Genomic DNA, 15,302 nt, shown 5'->3' with positions numbered 1-15,302 from the left:
ATCGTCTTTAGTGTATCTCCGGTTTTCGGCCGCCGTTTATCAGTGATTCTCGCTATCGTCGCCGGAACAGCCGTTCCCGGAGCGACCGCGAGGACGGTCGCTCGGCGAGCAGTACCGGTGTCTCGATGTCTTCGAGCACCGACAGCGCGAGCGACCCACCGACGACCCGCGACAGGAGGCCCCGTTCGGTGGCTCCGATGACAACGAGCGAATGGGATGCCGCGGCCGCTTCGATTGCCGCCTCCACGTCACCCGTCTCGACCAGCAATTCGGCGTCGACGAGGCCGTGCTCGGTGGCCCATTCGGTGAGGAACGCTCGCCCGGCCTCGGCGTCGCCGTCCTCGGCGACGTACAACAGCGCCACCTCGGCGCCGACCGTCTCCCGGAGCGCACGGGCGACGGCCGCCGACAACTCCGAGGAGTAGCCGCCGGCGGTCGGAACCAACACCCGCGAGGGGTCGAACGACTCGCCGTCGAAGACGAGGAAATCACACGGGAGGTCGTGGGCCAACTCCTCGACGACGCCTTCGGCCCGGCCACCGAAGCGGGCGCCGCTGTACCCCATCACCACGGTGTCGGCGTCGTTGGTTCGGGCAGCGTCGAACACCTCCGCGAGGCCGCGATGAGAGAGCACCGTCTTCGTCTCGACGGGAACGCCGACTGCTTCGGCGTCGGCCTCCGCCGCCGCGAGAAGGTCGGCGGACTCGGCGTCGATCCGCTCGCGGTTCTCCGCGGCCGCCGACAGCGCCGTCTGGTCCGGTACCTGTACGATGTGTATCGCGAGGACGTGCCCGTTTTGATGTTTCGCCAACGCCGCCGCAATCGAGACCAGCGCCGCCTCGGTTCGGGGATTCGACAGCGCGACCATCACCGTCGGCCCATCGGAGCCGTCCGCCCGCTCGTCGGTCGAGGTCACGGCGGGTGTCTCACTCGTTGGGCAGCGCGACGACCGGTAGCGTCGCCTCGGTAACGAGTCGGACCGACGTATCGCCCGACAGCAGTCGAACGAGTCGACTTCCCTCGCGGGCGACGAAGGCGATAGCCGTCGCGTCGTGACCGTTCGCCTCCGCCAACAGCGTCTCGACGACATCGGTTCCGTACGCCGTATCTCGCTCGACGGCAACGTCGTCTCCGAGGGCGTCTTCGACGACATCGAGGATGTCTTCGGCGTCTTCTTGGCGTTTCTCAAGCGGCGCCTTGTCGATGCCGCCGCCGGCCTTCTCGATGACGTGGACCGCGACGACCTGCTCGATTTCGTCGAGATATGGCGAAAGCGCGGCACACGTCTCGGCCGCGTCGTCTTCGGTCGCGACCGGAACGACCACGCGCTGTAGGAGAGTCATACTTGGTGGTACGCTGGGCCGTCCGTTAAGCCTTCCCTCGCAGTCAGGAGGTGGTGAATCCGGCTGTCTCGTCGTACTCCTCGAGAACCCACTCCAGTTCCTCTATCGCGCGGAGGATGGCGACCTCGGCGGTGTCCTCGAACTCCGAGGAGGGCGGGTCGTAGTCGTCGTACTGGGCCTCCAGTTCCGCGATTCGCTCTCGAATCGCCGCTTCGTCTCGCATACCTCGAGACACCGCCGGAGCCCTCTTTGTCCTTGCGGCGTCGAGCGCGCCGCCGGAAGTCGGAAGCCGCTGGCTCCCCAACACCGGGTATGGCCGACGAGATTCCCCAAACCGACGAGGAGTGGCGCGAGGTGCTGACCGACGAGGAGTACCGAATCCTCCGCGAGCAGGCCACCGAACCGAAGTTCACCGGCGAGTACCTCGGCAAGGACGACGACGGCAACTACTGCTGTGCCGGCTGTGGCGCCGTCCTCTTCGACTCGGAGACGAAGTTCGACTCGAACTCTGGGTGGCCCTCCTTCTACGACGCCGAAGCGAATTCCGTCGAGTTGCGCGAGGACCGCAGCCACGGGATGGTCCGCACCGAGGTCGTCTGTGCCCGCTGTGAAGGCCATCTCGGACACGTCTTCGACGACGGACCGGAACCGACCGGTAAGCGGTTCTGCATCAACTCCGCGGCGTTGGATTTCGAATCGGAGTAACCCCCACGCCGGGAATCGAAGTGATAATCCTCATATAACGCGCCCGACAAGCGGCGACAAGGATGTCCACGAACGACACCAGTGGTGTGAGCCGACGGGATTTCGTCCGGGTCACTGCTGGCGCGACGGCCGCGGCCGCCGCCGCGTCGACCTCGGCGACGACCGCGTACGCACAAGAGGAGTTCGACTACGGCGGTTGGTTCGAGGGCGTGCCGAACTTCGAAGGCACCGTCGACCGGACCGGCGAGGACGAGGTCCGCGTCATCGTCGGTCCCGGTGGCGACCTCGTCTTCGACCCGCCGGCGATTCACGTCGACCCCGGAACGACCGTCGTCTGGGAGTGGGACCAGGGATTCCACAACGTCGTCGAGAAGGAATCCGGCGAACGATACGGCAGCGAACTCGCCGACACCACCGGGACGACCTACTCGGTTACCTTCGAGAGCGACGGCATCTCGACGTACGTCTGTGAGCCGCACGAAACGCAGGGCATGAAAGGCGCCGTCGCCGTCGGCAGCGGCGAGGGAACGCCCGATATCACCGAAGGCGAGATGGGAATGGCCGACGGTGGCGACAGCGGTGGCGGCGGCAGCGGCGACGGCAGTGGCGAGGGCGGGGACGGCGAAAACGGCGGCAGCGACGGTGACGGCGGCAACGGTGAAGGCGGCGACGGGAGTGGCGGCGACGGTAGCGGACTCCCCGGCAACGACGTGTTGGCGCTGTACGGCATCGCGCTCGTTCTCGCGTTCCTCTCGCCGATTGCCCTCGTCGTGTTGATGCTCCGTCAGGGTCAGGACGAACCCGAGTACTGAGCGGTCTCACCGGCGGTGAGCGTTCGTTTTCGGGTCGAGTTGGCGCTCGTAGAGGGGGGAACAGCCACCCTCGGGGATTTATATTTCCGGCCATTACGGCGAGACATGACCGACCTCTCGTTGGACGCCGAGCAACTCGACCGCTACTCCCGACACATCATCATGGACGGCGTGGGACCGGAGGGACAGAAGCAGCTCCTCGATTCGAACGTGCTGTGTATCGGTGCGGGCGGTCTCGGATCGCCAATTATCCAGTATCTCGCCGCCGCGGGCGTGGGCACCCTCGGCATCGCCGACGACGACGTGGTCGAGCGGTCGAACCTCCAGCGACAGGTCATCCACGGCGACCCCGACGTGGGGCGGCCGAAAGTCGACTCCGCACGGGAGTTCGTCGAACGACAGAACCCCGACGTGACCGTCGAGACCCACGAAACACGCGTCACCGCCGACAACATCGAGGGACTGCTCGAGTCCTACGACGTGGTCGTCGACGGGTCGGACAACTTCGCGACGCGATATCTCGTCAACGACGCGTGTACGCTCGCGGGCGTCCCGTTCGCCCACGGCGCCATCCTCCGGTTCGAGGGGCAAATCACGACGTTCGAGGCGAACGACGACGGCCCCTGCTATCGGTGTCTGTTCCCCGAGGCGCCGCCGGCGGGTACCGTCCCCGACTGTGCGACGGCCGGGGTCCTCGGCGTCCTCCCCGGGACGGTCGGCTGCATTCAAGCGACCGAGGCCGTCAAACTCATCCTCGGGTACGGCGAGACGCTCGACGGTCGGATGCTGTTCTACGACGCCGGCGACATGACCTTCGAAGAAATCGCCATCGAACCACGCCCAGACTGCCCGGTCTGTGGTGACGGCGAAGAGCGAATCGAGTCGATACACGACGTGGAGTACACCGAGACCTGCGCCATCTGAGCGGTCTCAGGGGGTGCGTATCTCCTCGCGCTCGAATCGCTCGCCGCGCCAGCGCCAACTGCCGAGTTCGGCGTCGTCGGCCAGCGAGACGATGACGTAGGAGCGGTCGGGCCACGCCGCCAGTCGAGCGTCGGTGTCGCTCGGTTCGGCCGGTCCCCGTGGGTGGGAGTGGTAGAAGCCGACCACGTCCAGTCCCGCCGCGTCGATGCGTTCCAGGAGGTCGAGCTCCTCGGTCGGTGCGATTTCGTAGCGCGTCCGCGGCGTCGGAGCGGCGTTGTCCGCCCGATAGCACCGCTGAACAGTCGATGTTTCGGTGCCGTGGTCGCCGGCCAACACGCCGACGACTTCCTCGGGGACGCCCTCGCGGGCGTGGGCGAGTATCTCCGCTCTGAGTTCCGACGGCAACGCGAGCGTCATACCGTCGTCCGAGCGAGCGGTCGTGTCGCCCACTCCTCGGGCGCTTCGAACGTCTCGGGATGCAGCAGTGCCGCCAGCGTCTCCAAGGTGTCGACGACTCGTGGACCAGGGCGGTTCATCAGGTGGTGGCCGTCCATCGCGTAGGCACGGTTGGTCTCGACCGCCCGGAGCTGCTCGAAGCCCAGCCGGTCCGTCAAATCCGTGAGGTTCTCGAACGTCTGTTCGAGTTCGAATCCACACGGCGCCGCGACGAGGACGTCGGGGTCGTACTCGCGGATTTCGGCCCACTCTCGCGGCGTCGAGGCGTCGCCGGGGTCGGCCAGTCCGTAGCGACCGCCAGCGAGGTCGACCAACTCGGGCACCCAGTGGCCGGCGACCATCGCCGGGTCGAGCCAATCGAGGATGGCCACCTCCGGTCGGTCGTCCGTGTCGCTCACTCGGCGTTCGACCGCCTCGACGCGACTCCGGAGGTCGGCGAGGAGGCTCTCGGCACGCTCCTCCCGACCCAGCGCCGCACCGATTCGCTCGATGTCTTCGAAGATGTCACCGAGGCTGTGGGGGTCGGTCGTCAGCAACTCACAGTCCAATCCAAGGTCCGCAATGGCCTCCTCGACGACGACGGTGTCGACGGCACACACCTCACAGATTCCCTGTGAGATGACGAGGTCGGGGTCGGCTTCGGACAGTGCCTCGCGGTCGATGGCGTAGACCCCGCCGTCGGCGTCGGCCTGTTGGACCTGTTGGTCGATGTCGGTGCTGGACGCGGAGGCGTCGATTCGGGATTCGACGACGGACGGTACCCCGGTCGCCTCCGGTGGGTAATCGCACTCGTGGGAAGTCCCGACGGGTTCGACGCCGAGGGCGTAGACGATTTCGGTCGCCGACGGCAGCAGTGAGACGACGCGCATATCTCCTGTAGGGACGCCAGCGGGTTAAAGGAACCCCGCGACGACAGTCGAGTCGTGCGGGTCGACTACCACACCCACTCGACGTACTCCGACGGCCGCTTCATGTGGTCGATGTGCAGCGCCGCCGAAGACGCCGGCCTCGACGCTATCGGCTTCGCCGACCACTGCAACGTCTCCTCCCGGCCGGCCCAGAAGCGGGCGAAGAAGGCACTCGGATTCAACCTCGACGTGACCTACGAGCGTCGACGCGACGCCATCGAGACCGTCGACGACCGCTTCGATATCGACGTGTACGACGGCGTCGAGATGGACTACGACGCCCGGGACGAGGAGACGATTGCGACGTTTCTGGACGAGGCCGACTTCGCCTACGCCATCGGCAGCGTCCACCACCTCGACGGGATGAACGTCCACATCGAACCGTACTTCGCGAAGAAAAGCGACGACGAGCGCTCGGCGTTGGTCGACACCTTCTACGAGGAGGCGGTCGCGCTGCTGGAATCGGAGTTGTTCGACATCGCGGCCCACGTCGATTTAGTGGAGCGTAATCCCGCCCTCCGGGGGTATGCGACCGAAGACCACTACAGAGCGGTCGCCGAGGCCGCCGCGGATTCGCGGACGAAACTCGAACTCAACGCCGGTCGCATCCTCGCCGACTACGGCGAGTTCCATCCCAATCCCGACTTTCTCGACGTACTGGCGGAATACGGCGTCGAATTCGTCCCCGGCACCGACAGCCACGACCCGACCGAAATGGGCGAACGAAAAGAGGAACTGGAGACGTTCGTCGCGGTACACGGCCTCGAAACCGCCGAGTTGTCGCTTTAGACGTGGAAATCGTAGAGGTCGTCGCCGACGTGGTGCAGCGACTCGACGACTTTCCCGCTGTCGCCGACCATGTCGTCGCCGTCGGCCTCTGCCCGACCGATGGCGAGGGCCTTGCTGTGGGTCTCCTCGACGATGACGACGAGGTCGCCGGGTTCGATGTCGTCGGTCGCCTCGGTGATGCCCGGCCGCATCACGTTCGCGCCGTCGGAGACGAAGGAGATGGCTCCCGAGTCGACGGTGACGACGTGGTTCTGTGGCGGATACTCGTTTGCGCCGCGGACGGTCAAAAAGAGGTCGCCGTCGAAAGAGGCGACGAGCGGGTCGCCGTCGACGAGGACGACCTCGCGGTCGACGTCGGTGAACTCGACGCGTTCGTAGCTGTCGCCGTCGAGGTCGACGCCGAGGTGGTCGGCGAGGTCGGCCTCCAGTTCGCTGATTTCGTCCGACCGGAGGTGGTGGCGTGACTTCACGTCCATACCCGAGAGTCAGTCGTCACCGGCTAAAAACCGCCGGTCCGGCGGTCCGAATGCTCACGTGTCGCCGCCACCGCTAAGACGGGAGCGCCCAGTAATCCAGTATGATAGATTTACGCAGCGACACGGTGACGAAGCCCTCGCCCGCGATGCGAGAGGCCGCCGCCGACGCCGAAGTCGGCGACGACGTGTACGGCGAAGACCCGACGATTAACGACCTCGAGGCGACGTTCGCCGAGGTCGTCGGGAAGGAGGCCGCACTGTTCGTCCCCTCGGGGACGATGGGCAACCAAATCGCCGCGAAGGTCCACACCGAAGCGGGCCAAGAGGCCCTCGTCGAACGCGAGAGCCACGTCTACAAGTGGGAGTTGGGCGGCCTCGCACAGCACGCCGGCCTGCAGGCGCGGACGATAGACGGCGGCGACCGAGGCGTCGTGACGCCCCGAGCAGTTCGGGAAGGGTACGTCGAAGAAGACGACCACCGTCCCGGAACCGGGCTGCTGTGTCTGGAGAACACCCACAACAGCAAGGGCGGGACAGCCATCGCGGCCGAGCGCATCGACGCCGCCTGCGAGACAGCCCACGACCACGGCGTCGCGGTCCACCTCGACGGGGCGCGTCTGTTCAACGCCGCGGCCGCCTTGGAGACCGACGCCGCCCGCCTCGCCCGCGAGGTCGATTCGGTGATGTGCTGTCTCTCGAAGGGGCTCGGCGCGCCCGTCGGGTCGATGCTCGCCGGCAGCGAGGCGTTCGTCGAGGCGGCCCACCGGGTTCGGAAACTGTTCGGCGGCGGAATGCGACAGGCCGGGATGATTGCCGCGCCGGGACTGCTCGCCCTAGACAACCGCGAGCGACTTGCCGAGGACCACGAAAACGCCCGACGACTGGCCGAGGAACTGGATGCAATCGAGGGACTGTCGGCGCGAGAGCCGGAGACGAACATCGTGTTGGTCGAAACCGCAGACCCCGCCGAGGCGTTCCTCGAACGCTGTGAACGCGAGGACGTGTTGGGCGTCCCGTTCGGAGAGCACGTCGTGCGGTTCTGTACGCACCTCGACGTCGATACTGACGACATCGACGCCGCGGTTCGCCGAATCGAGCGGGCGGCGTGAGTTCGGTTACTTCCGGCCTTCGCGCATCCCTTCGGAGAAGCTGAGCAGCGTCCGCCGGAGGAGCAGGAAGAAGGCGAAGACGATGAGCAGCAGCACCAGGATGATGCCGACGAGGACGGGGTCGACCTCAGGCAGCTGCAGGGGGAACATACTCGCCGGTTGCCGCGCCACCGCAAAATCGTTTCGGGGCGACGACTCGGCGACACCGCGACGGAACAAAGTTCTTAGCCCCCCAGTTAAAAACGAACAGCAATGAGTCTCCTGCCCTCCAGCCCGGACGTCTCTCCCGACGGTGAGCCTCGGGTCGTCGGCCTCGACAGCGAGGAGGCCGACGACCTGATGGCCGCGCTCTCCTCGACGACGGCCCGGCAACTCCTCGCTGAACTCCACGAGGAGCCGGCGCCACCCGGAGAGCTCGCCGACCGGGCCGACACCTCTCTGCAGAACGCCCAGTATCACCTCGAAAAGCTCGAGGACGCCGGCGCAATCGAAGTCGTCGGCACCGCCTACTCCGAGAAGGGCCGGGAGATGCGCGTCTACGGTCCCGCCGACAGCCCGCTCGTCATCTTCGCCGGCGAGAAGGAACGCGCCTCGGGGCTTCGAGCAGCGCTGTCGCGACTGTTCGGCGGCTTTCTCGCCCTCGCCGTCGGCGCCCTCGCCGTCCAGGAACTGTTCGGCGGGGTTCCCGAAAGCGCCGCCCCCACAGGCAGCGGGGGCAGCGACGCCGGTGGAAACGGTGGCGGCGTGGAAGCAACGCAGACACCGACACCGGAGACTACGCCACAGGGAACCACGACGGCGACTGAGAGCAACGACGTGGGTGCCTTCGACGCAACGGAGACGCCTGCACCGGAGGCGACCGAAAGCACGACGACGGCCGAACCGATGGACACCCCCGCAGCGACCGAGCAGGCGTCGACGCCCGCCGAAACCGCTACACCGACGCCCACCGCCGAAGACGCGGCAACGCCGGCCGATGGCGCCACCGAGTTCCTCGACCCGCTGTTCGACGCGCTGTTCGGGGCGGGGCTGGAACCGGGCATCGCGTTCTTCCTCGGCGGGGCGACGGTGCTGACCGTCGTCGTCGCGCTGACGTATCTCCGGGGACGGTAGGGTCGGCGTTTCGATACGTTAAATCGCCGTTTGACCTTCCGTTGATGCCTTATTATCACCGGTAGACGTATCTGACGCGCTGAACGCTTCGGCCCTCCACTCCCGCTGACGCCCCCTCCGACATCCCCCGCCCGGCGTTCGGCGCGTTCCTCCTTCATCACCCGCCGAGCGACGGCTACTCGAGCGGCCGCGGTTCGACGACGAATCGCTCGAACACCTCGCCGGAGGGGTCGGCGAGTCGGCCCTCGGCGCGACCGGCCGCGTCGTCGAACTCCAACTCCGCGTGGGCGGGTCGGTTCCACCGCGGGTCGGCGTGACTCCCCGGATTCAGCATCGGGACGGGGGCCTCACGGAACTCGGGGGCGTGGGAGTGGCCGAACACGAGGAGGTCGGCGTTGGCCTGCCGGCCGAGCATCGACAGCGCCGTGTCGGTGTGTTCGTGGCCGTGGACGACCGCGATTCGGAGCCCCGCCCACTCGACGAGTTCCTCGGCGGGGACGCGCTCTCGAACCGCCGGCGGGTCGTTGTTGCCGTAGACGCCGCGGAGGTCACAGCGGGCTTCGAAGGCGTCGAGAACCGTCTCGGTCATGTAGTCGCCGGCGTGGATAACGAGGTCGGCCGCGTCGACGGCCTCGGCGGTCCGACCCTCCAGTCGCGTCGAATCACGGCCGTGGGTATCCGAGAGGACGACGAGCATACCCGGGGTAGAACCCGCGGCCGCATGACACCAACGCTTAGTGTGTCCCCGTGGACGGGACCCTCATGGCAGGTAGTACGGGCGTCGTCCTCGCCGCGATGTTCGCCAACGGCGGTATCGCCGTCCTGAAGTTCATCGGCTTTCTGTTGACCGGAAGCCCCTCGATGCTGGCCGAGACGTATCACTCCATCTCCGACACTGGCAATCAGGTGCTGTTGCTGGTCGGCATCAAGTACAGCCAGCAGGACGCGAGCAGGACCCACCCGTTCGGCTACGGGAAGGCGCAGTTCTTCTACGCCTTCCTCGTCTCCGTGCTGCTGTTCGGCATCGCCGGCTGGGAGAGCCTCAAACACGGTATCAGCGAGGTCCGCGCCGGAGGTCACCAATCCGAGGCCGGCCCCGCGGAGTTCCTCGGCTACACCATCGACATCACGCCGCCGGTCGACCCCTTCTGGATAGTCGTCGCCATCCTCTTGGGCGGTATCACCTTCGAGACCTACGCGTTCGTGAAGGCCAACGCCGAACTCCGGCGACAGATGGAGACCTACGGCTGGTCGGGCTACCGGGAGGCCTTCGACCGGACGAGCGACCTGACGACGCTGACGGCGTTCACCGAGGACACCGTCGCTCTCGCGGGGTTGGTCGTCGCGCTGTTCGGTATCGTCGCCACACGCATCACCGAGAACCCCATCTACGACGCTTTCAGCGCGGTCGTCATCGGCGTGTTGCTGATGGGCTTTGCGGTGCTGTTGGCCATCGAGAACAAACGGCTCATTCTCGGCGAGAGCCTCGCGAGCGACGTCGAAAGTGACCTCCGGAGAATCGTCGAATCCCAAGAGAGCGTCACCCACGTCGACGACTTCCGGACGATGTTCATCGGGTCGGGTCAGGTCCTCGTCACCGCCGACGTGAGTTTCGATTCGGGGCTGACGACCGAGGAGGTCAACACCGGAATCAGCGAGATGGAGGCGGCGATGCGGGAGCGCGACGACCGCGTGAAGACCGTCTACATCGAGCCCGAACTGTAGCGGCCGGCCGTTTCGAGTCCTTTTTCCACCGCTGGCGACTACCTCGCGTATGCTCACAGCGGGCGTCATCGCGGTACAGGGCGACGTGGCCGAACACGCAGCGGCCATCCGTCGGGCCGCAGAGCGCCACGGCGAGTCGGTCACCGTCGAGGAGATTCGGACCGCCGGCGTCGTCCCGGAGTGTGACCTGCTGCTCATGCCCGGTGGAGAGTCGACGACGATTTCGCGACTGCTCCGCGAGGAGGGCATCGACGAGGAGATTCGCGCCCACGCCGCGGCCGGCAAGCCGATGTTGGTCACCTGTGCCGGCCTCATCGTCGCCAGCCGCGACGCCAAAGACGACCGCGTGACGACGCTCGACATCCTCGACGTGAGCGTCGACCGCAACGCCTTCGGCCGACAGAAGGACAGTTTCGAGGCGGCCCTCGACGTGACCGGTCTCGACGAGCCGTTTCCAGCCGTGTTCATCCGCGCGCCGGCCATCGACGAAATCGGCGACCGAATCGACGTACTCGCCACGTTCGACGGGCGGCCGGTCGCCGTCCGAGCGGACAACGTCGTCGGAACGGCGTTCCATCCGGAGTTGACAGACGACTCTCGTATTCACGGCCTGGCGTTTTTCCGATAGCGGCATCGACACGGCCCGCAAGCGAGTGGCTTTTTGAACCGCCGTCACCTCCCAACTGTATGAACGCACACATCGAGGGGGTTCGTGTCGCCGAGACCGCCTCGGGACTCGCGGCGGTCGTGACGCTCGGCGTCGAGGACGACGACGAGGTGTTGCCCATCTTCATCGGCGTCGAGGAGGCGACGAGCATCGCCCGGGGTCTCGACGCCACCGACATCGGCCGACCGCTCACCCACGACCTCCTGTTGGACGTGATGGAGGAACTCGGCGGGCGCGTCGAGCGCGTCGTCGTCTCCGGTCTCGACGACGGCACCTACGTCGCGGACCTCCACCTCGAAACGCCACGCGACGAGGCGGTCGTCGACGCCCGACCGAGCGACTCACTGGCGCTGGCGGCCCGAACGAACGCCGACATCGAAGTCGAAGAAGCGGTCTTCGAGACGAACCGCGAACCCCTCGACGAGTACGACGAACTCGACGACATCCGGGAGGTGATGGCCTGATGGACGGCGGCAGCGACGAGGACGTACTCGACGAACTGTTCGAAGTCATCGAGTCCCGCAAAGCGGAACTGCCGGAGGACTCCTACACCACCTCGCTGTTCACCCACGAGAAAGGCGAGAACGCGGTGTTGGAGAAGTTGGGCGAGGAGACGACCGAACTGATTCTGGCGGCGAAAGACGACGACCGCGAGGAGTTGGCCCACGAGGCCGCCGACATCGTCTACCACATGCTCGTGTTGCTGTCGATGAAGGAGATGGACCTTGAGGACCTGCGGGCGGAACTGCGGGAGCGGCGCTAATCGGTCGGGACGCGGTCGACGTGGTGGACTGCTTCGGGAGAGAGGAGTCGCCCGCTCGGGAGTTCGAGCCAGCCGTTGGCTTTGATTCGGACGGGCCCTTCGTGGAGAACCGTCTCCCCATCGGCATCGGCGTAGACCACCGCGACCTCGTATCGCTCCTCGAAAACGTCCGAGAGGGCTTCGCGGACGGCTTCTGCGGGGGCAATCATGCGTCCGACTACGAGCGTGTTGGCAAAAGTGTTGATGGGCGATTCGGACGACTACTGACGTTCGAAGCGGTAGGTGACGATTTCGCTCGTCGGGTCCCACTCGAAGTTCCCGCCGTGGACCATCTTCATTCGCTCCTTGTACGCCTCCAGTGAGTCAGAGCCTTCCCGCTGTGCGTCCTCGTCGGTCAAATCGCCGAGCGTGCGCTCCTCGACGCTGGCCACCTCGAAGGTCGTCTCCTCGATGGCGAAGGTGTCGCCTTCGGTCGCATAGCGGTTCGAGGCGCCGCGGCTGAGTTGCGTCACGTCACCCGCGAGGACGGCCTGTTTCACGCGGTCGTTCGGCAGGAGTGCGTCGGCGTCGATGGATGCCATACCGACCGTTGGGGCGCCACGGACTTAATCGGCGAGGAACCCGCCAATCGCGCCGCCGATGGCGCTGTCGATGGCGAAGACGACGGCGACGACGGCCCCGATGGCGAAGACGCCGAAGCCGGCGAGGACGCCACCTGGGCCACCGACGGTCGCGCCGACGAGCGTGACGAACGCCGCCAGCGCCACGGCCGCGACGAGGCCACCGAAGGCACCGGCCAAGAGGCCGTGCCACGCACCGCTGGCGAGGCCGCCGCCAGCGACGACGCCCGCGACGACACCGGCGACGAACCCCGCACCGAGGTGGCCGACGACCGGAAGCGCGAACGCGAAGAGACTCGCGACGACGCCGACGAGAAAGCCGATGACGACCGCACGCCAGTTGGTCATAGACCGACGTAGGGCGGCGGAAGACAAATCGTTGCTGGCCGACTCGGCGCGACGGCCCGACAGTACGGAACACCGATACACGGCGCTTATACGGCCGGACGTACAAACGAGGGTATGCACTTCGAAGACCTTCCGACCACGCCCCGGTCGGAGGAGTTGGTCGACAAGGCGTTCTCGCGGGCGGCACGCGCGGGGCGAGCGAAATCCGGGTTCGAGGCCCAGGAGTCGATGCTCCAGACCGCCTCGAACATCCTCTCGGACAACCTCGGCAACGTCGTCACGTCGTGGCCCGACTTCGAGTTGGTCGACGAGTTCTACTACGAACTCGCCGACGCGACGCTGGCCGACACGGACGTCGATGGCGTCGACGCGCTCCGGCAGCGGCTCTCGGAGGTCATGTGGGCCAGCCGGCAGTGTGACAAGATTCGCGAGGAGTACCACAGTCGCATCCGCAACGCCGACCTCGAAACCGCACGAAAGCTCCGCAAGCAGGCCTTTGCCCGACTCGCCGACGTGACCGAGCAGGTCGAAGACGACCTCCTGGCCATCAGCGAAGCACGGGACGCGCTGAAAGTCCTCCCCGACATCCGCGCCGACGAACCGGCCATCGTCGTCGCCGGCTACCCCAACGTCGGCAAGTCATCGTTCGTCAACGACGTAACCAACGCCCGCAACGAGACGGCGACGTATCCCTACACGACGACGGGCATCAACGTCGGCCACCTCGAACGCGACCGAATCCGCTATCAGTTGGTCGATACGCCCGGGCTGCTCGACAGGCCCGCCGAAGAGCGCAACGCCATCGAGGCCCAGGCGGTTTCGGCGCTGACGCACCTCGCCGACGCTGTCTTGGTGATGCTCGACGCCAGCGGAGCCTGTGGCTACCCGCTGGAGGACCAACTGGAGTTGCTCGCCGACATCGAATCGCAGTTCGACGCTCCCGTGGTCGTCGTCTGCAACAAGGCCGACCGGTCGACGGACGTGGAAGCCGACCACTACATGAGTGTCGAGACGGGCGAAGGCGTCGAGGAAGTCGTCGATGCGATGGTCGATGCGGTCGGGTACGAAGCCGAGTTGCCGTTCGAGGGGTAGCGAGACTCCGAACGGAGTGAGGAGTCTCGATTAGCGAACGGCGGCCAGCGGCCGCCGTGAGTAGCGAGACGCCGAGCGAAGCGAGGGGTCTCGTACCGAAACGGGGAGCGAAGCGAACCGTAGAGGAGTAGCGAGGTCGCCTGCGCCGACCTCGTACCGGAACCGGATTTTCCTAACTGAACAGCAACTTCCGGCCGAATCGTGGGAGCATTCCGATGGTCGACGTCGAGAAGGCGACTGCAGCGGTGGGGGAGGGGAGTCGGTCGCCGAACACCCAGCGGTAGCCGCGAACGGGGGTCAGTGCACCGAGGGCGAGAATCATGTGGACCGGAATGTCGACGGTGGCGTGTTCGACCGGGCGGAAGTGGGGGTTGTAGTGGTCCAGGGAGACGACCCAGAAGGCGGGATACTCGCGTATCTGGAGGTGGTCGCCGCGTTCGCGTTCGCGGTAGACGGCGAGGGCGCCCTTGTGGACCGACCACGGGAAGTTCGAGGAGACCACGTCGAGGTCGGCCGGGAGCGTGGGTTCGTCGACCTTGGAGACCCGAACGGACCCGTCGTAGCCGAGCGCTCGCGCCAACGGAATCGCCTCGCCCCAACTGTCGACGGTCGTCTCGTCCATACCTTCAGTACGGTCGGAGCGGATATAAAAAGCGGGCTGTCGAGGGACAGCAGGTGACGCGGGCGCCGCGTGGGCCGTCAGTTCGTCGTCGCGTTGTAGGTCACGCGGACGTTGTACGACACGGTGACGTCGCCGGGAGACACCGAGGTGCCGTCGGCGGCCGCGCCCGCGGCGGCGGCCTCGTATCGAACCGGCGCGTACCGCTGTTCGGAGGCGTCGACATTCGCGACGCTGGTGACGCTGAGGTCGCCGTTGTTCGCGATAGTGTCGGCCTGCAGTCGCGCATCGCTCATCGCGTCGGCGATGGCGTCCGAGCGGAGTTCCTCGCGACGCTCGTCGGAGAGCGTAAAGGAGACGTGGTTGACCTCGGCGCCGGCATCCGCGGCGGCGTCGATGACCGCACCGACGCGGTCGGGGTCATCGAGCGTCACCTCGAACTGGTGTGCGCCACGGTACTCGGGGGCGTCGCTGGACTGTTCCTCACGAGGGGGTCGGCGGTCCTGTCGGATGCGGTACTCGCTGGTCTCGTATTGCTCCTCGGAGACGTTCGCCTCGGCGAGGTTCTCACGGAGGTCCGCTGCGCCGGCCGAGAGGTCGTCGCGAACCGTCTGGGGGTCGTCACCTTCGGCGGTGACGGCGATTCGGAGGACGGCCTGGTTCGGGGCGGCATCGGCCTCGCCCGTCGCGTCGACGGTAATCGTCCTGTCCGCGGTTTCGTCCGTGTTCTGTGCGCCGGTCGGCATCATCATCGCGGCGCCGACCAGCCCCGCTGCGAGGAGGGCCGTCGCCACGACGAGTGCCGAGAGTTTCTTCGGGGACATACACGGAGG

The 15,302-nt window shown here is 66.5% G+C and carries 24 protein-coding genes; 11 read left to right on the top strand and 13 right to left on the bottom strand.

From position 1 onward, the window contains the following. Positions 1 to 52: 52 nt before the first annotated feature. Genes GJ631_RS02595 through GJ631_RS02585 form a run of 3 tightly spaced genes read right to left on the bottom strand, consistent with a single transcriptional unit; the run spans position 53 to position 1,566 of the window. The gene (locus tag GJ631_RS02595) at positions 53 to 916 is read right to left on the bottom strand and encodes a universal stress protein (protein WP_370518539.1); all 864 of its coding nucleotides are present in this window, start codon (positions 914 to 916) and stop codon (positions 53 to 55) included. Between the two features lie 10 nt (positions 917 to 926). Then, complete coding sequence (locus GJ631_RS02590; protein ID WP_156707652.1) at positions 927 to 1,343, bottom strand: universal stress protein; 417 nt, start codon at positions 1,341 to 1,343, stop codon at positions 927 to 929. A 43-nt stretch (positions 1,344 to 1,386) separates the two neighbouring features. After that, positions 1,387 to 1,566 carry a hypothetical protein gene (locus tag GJ631_RS02585; protein WP_156707651.1) on the bottom strand — a complete coding sequence of 60 codons (180 nt, stop codon included), beginning with the start codon at positions 1,564 to 1,566 and terminating at the stop codon, positions 1,387 to 1,389. A gap of 89 nt (positions 1,567 to 1,655) precedes the next feature. Here GJ631_RS02585 and msrB point away from each other — a divergent pair, with 89 nt between their 5' ends. The 3 genes from msrB to GJ631_RS02570 all read left to right on the top strand — a co-directional run bounded on the left by msrB (position 1,656) and on the right by GJ631_RS02570 (position 3,784). Continuing rightward, positions 1,656 to 2,048, top strand: a complete 393-nt coding sequence (gene msrB, locus GJ631_RS02580; protein WP_156707650.1) for a peptide-methionine (R)-S-oxide reductase MsrB — start codon at positions 1,656 to 1,658, stop codon at positions 2,046 to 2,048. 62 nt (positions 2,049 to 2,110) lie between these two features. After that, entirely contained in the window at positions 2,111 to 2,860 is a 750-nt protein-coding gene (locus GJ631_RS02575) for a halocyanin domain-containing protein (protein WP_156707649.1), read from the top strand. Positions 2,861 to 2,965: 105 nt separating this feature from the next. Further along, the gene (locus tag GJ631_RS02570; RefSeq protein ID WP_156707648.1) at positions 2,966 to 3,784 is read left to right on the top strand and encodes a molybdopterin-synthase adenylyltransferase MoeB; all 819 of its coding nucleotides are present in this window, start codon (positions 2,966 to 2,968) and stop codon (positions 3,782 to 3,784) included. A gap of 6 nt (positions 3,785 to 3,790) precedes the next feature. On the opposite strand, the gene GJ631_RS02565 is transcribed toward GJ631_RS02570, so the two are convergent. Together GJ631_RS02565 and GJ631_RS02560 are read right to left on the bottom strand one after the other, a co-directional pair. Further along, positions 3,791 to 4,201 (bottom strand): desampylase, encoded by a 411-nt coding sequence (locus GJ631_RS02565; RefSeq protein ID WP_156707647.1) that lies wholly within the window; start codon positions 4,199 to 4,201, stop codon positions 3,791 to 3,793. Further along, a complete protein-coding gene (locus GJ631_RS02560; protein ID WP_156707646.1) occupies positions 4,198 to 5,109 on the bottom strand; it encodes a cobalamin-binding protein in 912 nt (303 codons plus the stop codon). Before GJ631_RS02560 ends, GJ631_RS02565 begins: the two co-directional genes overlap by 4 nt. A 54-nt stretch (positions 5,110 to 5,163) precedes the next feature. Here GJ631_RS02560 and GJ631_RS02555 point away from each other — a divergent pair, with 54 nt between their 5' ends. Then, positions 5,164 to 5,937 (top strand): PHP domain-containing protein, encoded by a 774-nt coding sequence (locus GJ631_RS02555; RefSeq protein ID WP_370518538.1) that lies wholly within the window; start codon positions 5,164 to 5,166, stop codon positions 5,935 to 5,937. Here the strand turns inward: GJ631_RS02555 and GJ631_RS02550 are convergent. Beyond that, a complete protein-coding gene (locus GJ631_RS02550; protein ID WP_156707645.1) occupies positions 5,934 to 6,413 on the bottom strand; it encodes an RNA-binding protein in 480 nt (159 codons plus the stop codon). The genes GJ631_RS02555 and GJ631_RS02550 overlap by 4 nt on opposite strands. A gap of 101 nt (positions 6,414 to 6,514) precedes the next feature. Between GJ631_RS02550 and GJ631_RS02545 the strand changes: the two genes are divergently transcribed. Continuing rightward, a complete protein-coding gene (locus tag GJ631_RS02545) occupies positions 6,515 to 7,522 on the top strand; it encodes a low specificity L-threonine aldolase (protein ID WP_156707644.1) in 1,008 nt (335 codons plus the stop codon). 6 nt (positions 7,523 to 7,528) lie between these two features. Here GJ631_RS02545 and GJ631_RS18420 read toward each other — a convergent pair whose 3' ends face one another. After that, positions 7,529 to 7,672: a hypothetical protein gene (locus GJ631_RS18420; RefSeq protein ID WP_197424754.1), complete on the bottom strand. Its 144-nt coding sequence runs from the start codon at positions 7,670 to 7,672 to the stop codon at positions 7,529 to 7,531. A 102-nt stretch (positions 7,673 to 7,774) separates the two neighbouring features. Between GJ631_RS18420 and GJ631_RS02540 the strand changes: the two genes are divergently transcribed. Next, positions 7,775 to 8,635 (top strand): winged helix-turn-helix domain-containing protein, encoded by an 861-nt coding sequence (locus GJ631_RS02540; protein ID WP_156707643.1) that lies wholly within the window; start codon positions 7,775 to 7,777, stop codon positions 8,633 to 8,635. Between the two features lie 175 nt (positions 8,636 to 8,810). Here GJ631_RS02540 and GJ631_RS02535 read toward each other — a convergent pair whose 3' ends face one another. Then, on the bottom strand, positions 8,811 to 9,332 hold the full coding sequence (locus GJ631_RS02535) for a metallophosphoesterase (protein WP_156707642.1): 522 nt from the start codon (positions 9,330 to 9,332) through the stop codon (positions 8,811 to 8,813). A 65-nt stretch (positions 9,333 to 9,397) separates the two neighbouring features. Here GJ631_RS02535 and GJ631_RS02530 point away from each other — a divergent pair, with 65 nt between their 5' ends. The 4 genes from GJ631_RS02530 to hisE are packed head-to-tail and all read left to right on the top strand — an operon-like array spanning position 9,398 to position 11,790. Further along, positions 9,398 to 10,360 (top strand): cation diffusion facilitator family transporter, encoded by a 963-nt coding sequence (locus tag GJ631_RS02530; protein WP_156707641.1) that lies wholly within the window; start codon positions 9,398 to 9,400, stop codon positions 10,358 to 10,360. A 49-nt stretch (positions 10,361 to 10,409) separates the two neighbouring features. Continuing rightward, entirely contained in the window at positions 10,410 to 10,988 is a 579-nt protein-coding gene (gene pdxT, locus GJ631_RS02525) for a pyridoxal 5'-phosphate synthase glutaminase subunit PdxT (protein WP_156707640.1), read from the top strand. 59 nt (positions 10,989 to 11,047) lie between these two features. After that, on the top strand, positions 11,048 to 11,491 hold the full coding sequence (locus GJ631_RS02520) for a bifunctional nuclease family protein (RefSeq protein WP_156707639.1): 444 nt from the start codon (positions 11,048 to 11,050) through the stop codon (positions 11,489 to 11,491). Continuing rightward, a complete protein-coding gene (gene hisE, locus GJ631_RS02515) occupies positions 11,491 to 11,790 on the top strand; it encodes a phosphoribosyl-ATP diphosphatase (RefSeq protein ID WP_156707638.1) in 300 nt (99 codons plus the stop codon). Before GJ631_RS02520 ends, hisE begins: the two co-directional genes overlap by 1 nt. Here the strand turns inward: hisE and GJ631_RS02510 are convergent. Genes GJ631_RS02510 through GJ631_RS02500 form a run of 3 tightly spaced genes read right to left on the bottom strand, consistent with a single transcriptional unit; the run spans position 11,787 to position 12,758 of the window. Beyond that, positions 11,787 to 11,999 carry a hypothetical protein gene (locus GJ631_RS02510; protein ID WP_156707637.1) on the bottom strand — a complete coding sequence of 71 codons (213 nt, stop codon included), beginning with the start codon at positions 11,997 to 11,999 and terminating at the stop codon, positions 11,787 to 11,789. The genes hisE and GJ631_RS02510 overlap by 4 nt on opposite strands. A 51-nt stretch (positions 12,000 to 12,050) precedes the next feature. After that, positions 12,051 to 12,371 (bottom strand): ASCH domain-containing protein, encoded by a 321-nt coding sequence (locus tag GJ631_RS02505; RefSeq protein WP_156707636.1) that lies wholly within the window; start codon positions 12,369 to 12,371, stop codon positions 12,051 to 12,053. A 24-nt stretch (positions 12,372 to 12,395) separates the two neighbouring features. Next, complete coding sequence (locus GJ631_RS02500) at positions 12,396 to 12,758, bottom strand: DUF5518 domain-containing protein (RefSeq protein ID WP_156707635.1); 363 nt, start codon at positions 12,756 to 12,758, stop codon at positions 12,396 to 12,398. Positions 12,759 to 12,872: 114 nt separating this feature from the next. Here GJ631_RS02500 and GJ631_RS02495 point away from each other — a divergent pair, with 114 nt between their 5' ends. Continuing rightward, entirely contained in the window at positions 12,873 to 13,850 is a 978-nt protein-coding gene (locus tag GJ631_RS02495; protein WP_156707634.1) for a GTPase, read from the top strand. A 172-nt stretch (positions 13,851 to 14,022) separates the two neighbouring features. On the opposite strand, the gene GJ631_RS02490 is transcribed toward GJ631_RS02495, so the two are convergent. Together GJ631_RS02490 and GJ631_RS02485 are read right to left on the bottom strand one after the other, a co-directional pair. Next, entirely contained in the window at positions 14,023 to 14,472 is a 450-nt protein-coding gene (locus tag GJ631_RS02490; RefSeq protein WP_156707633.1) for a hypothetical protein, read from the bottom strand. A 77-nt stretch (positions 14,473 to 14,549) separates the two neighbouring features. Next, the gene (locus GJ631_RS02485; protein ID WP_156707632.1) at positions 14,550 to 15,293 is read right to left on the bottom strand and encodes an SIMPL domain-containing protein; all 744 of its coding nucleotides are present in this window, start codon (positions 15,291 to 15,293) and stop codon (positions 14,550 to 14,552) included. Positions 15,294 to 15,302: the final 9 nt, after the last annotated feature.

The organism is Natronomonas sp. CBA1123 (assembly GCF_009741925.1).
Taxonomy (GTDB): Archaea; Halobacteriota; Halobacteria; order Halobacteriales; family Haloarculaceae; genus Natronomonas.
The sequence above is the reverse complement of the archived record's forward strand: the minus strand, read 5'-3'. Positions and strand labels throughout refer to the sequence as shown.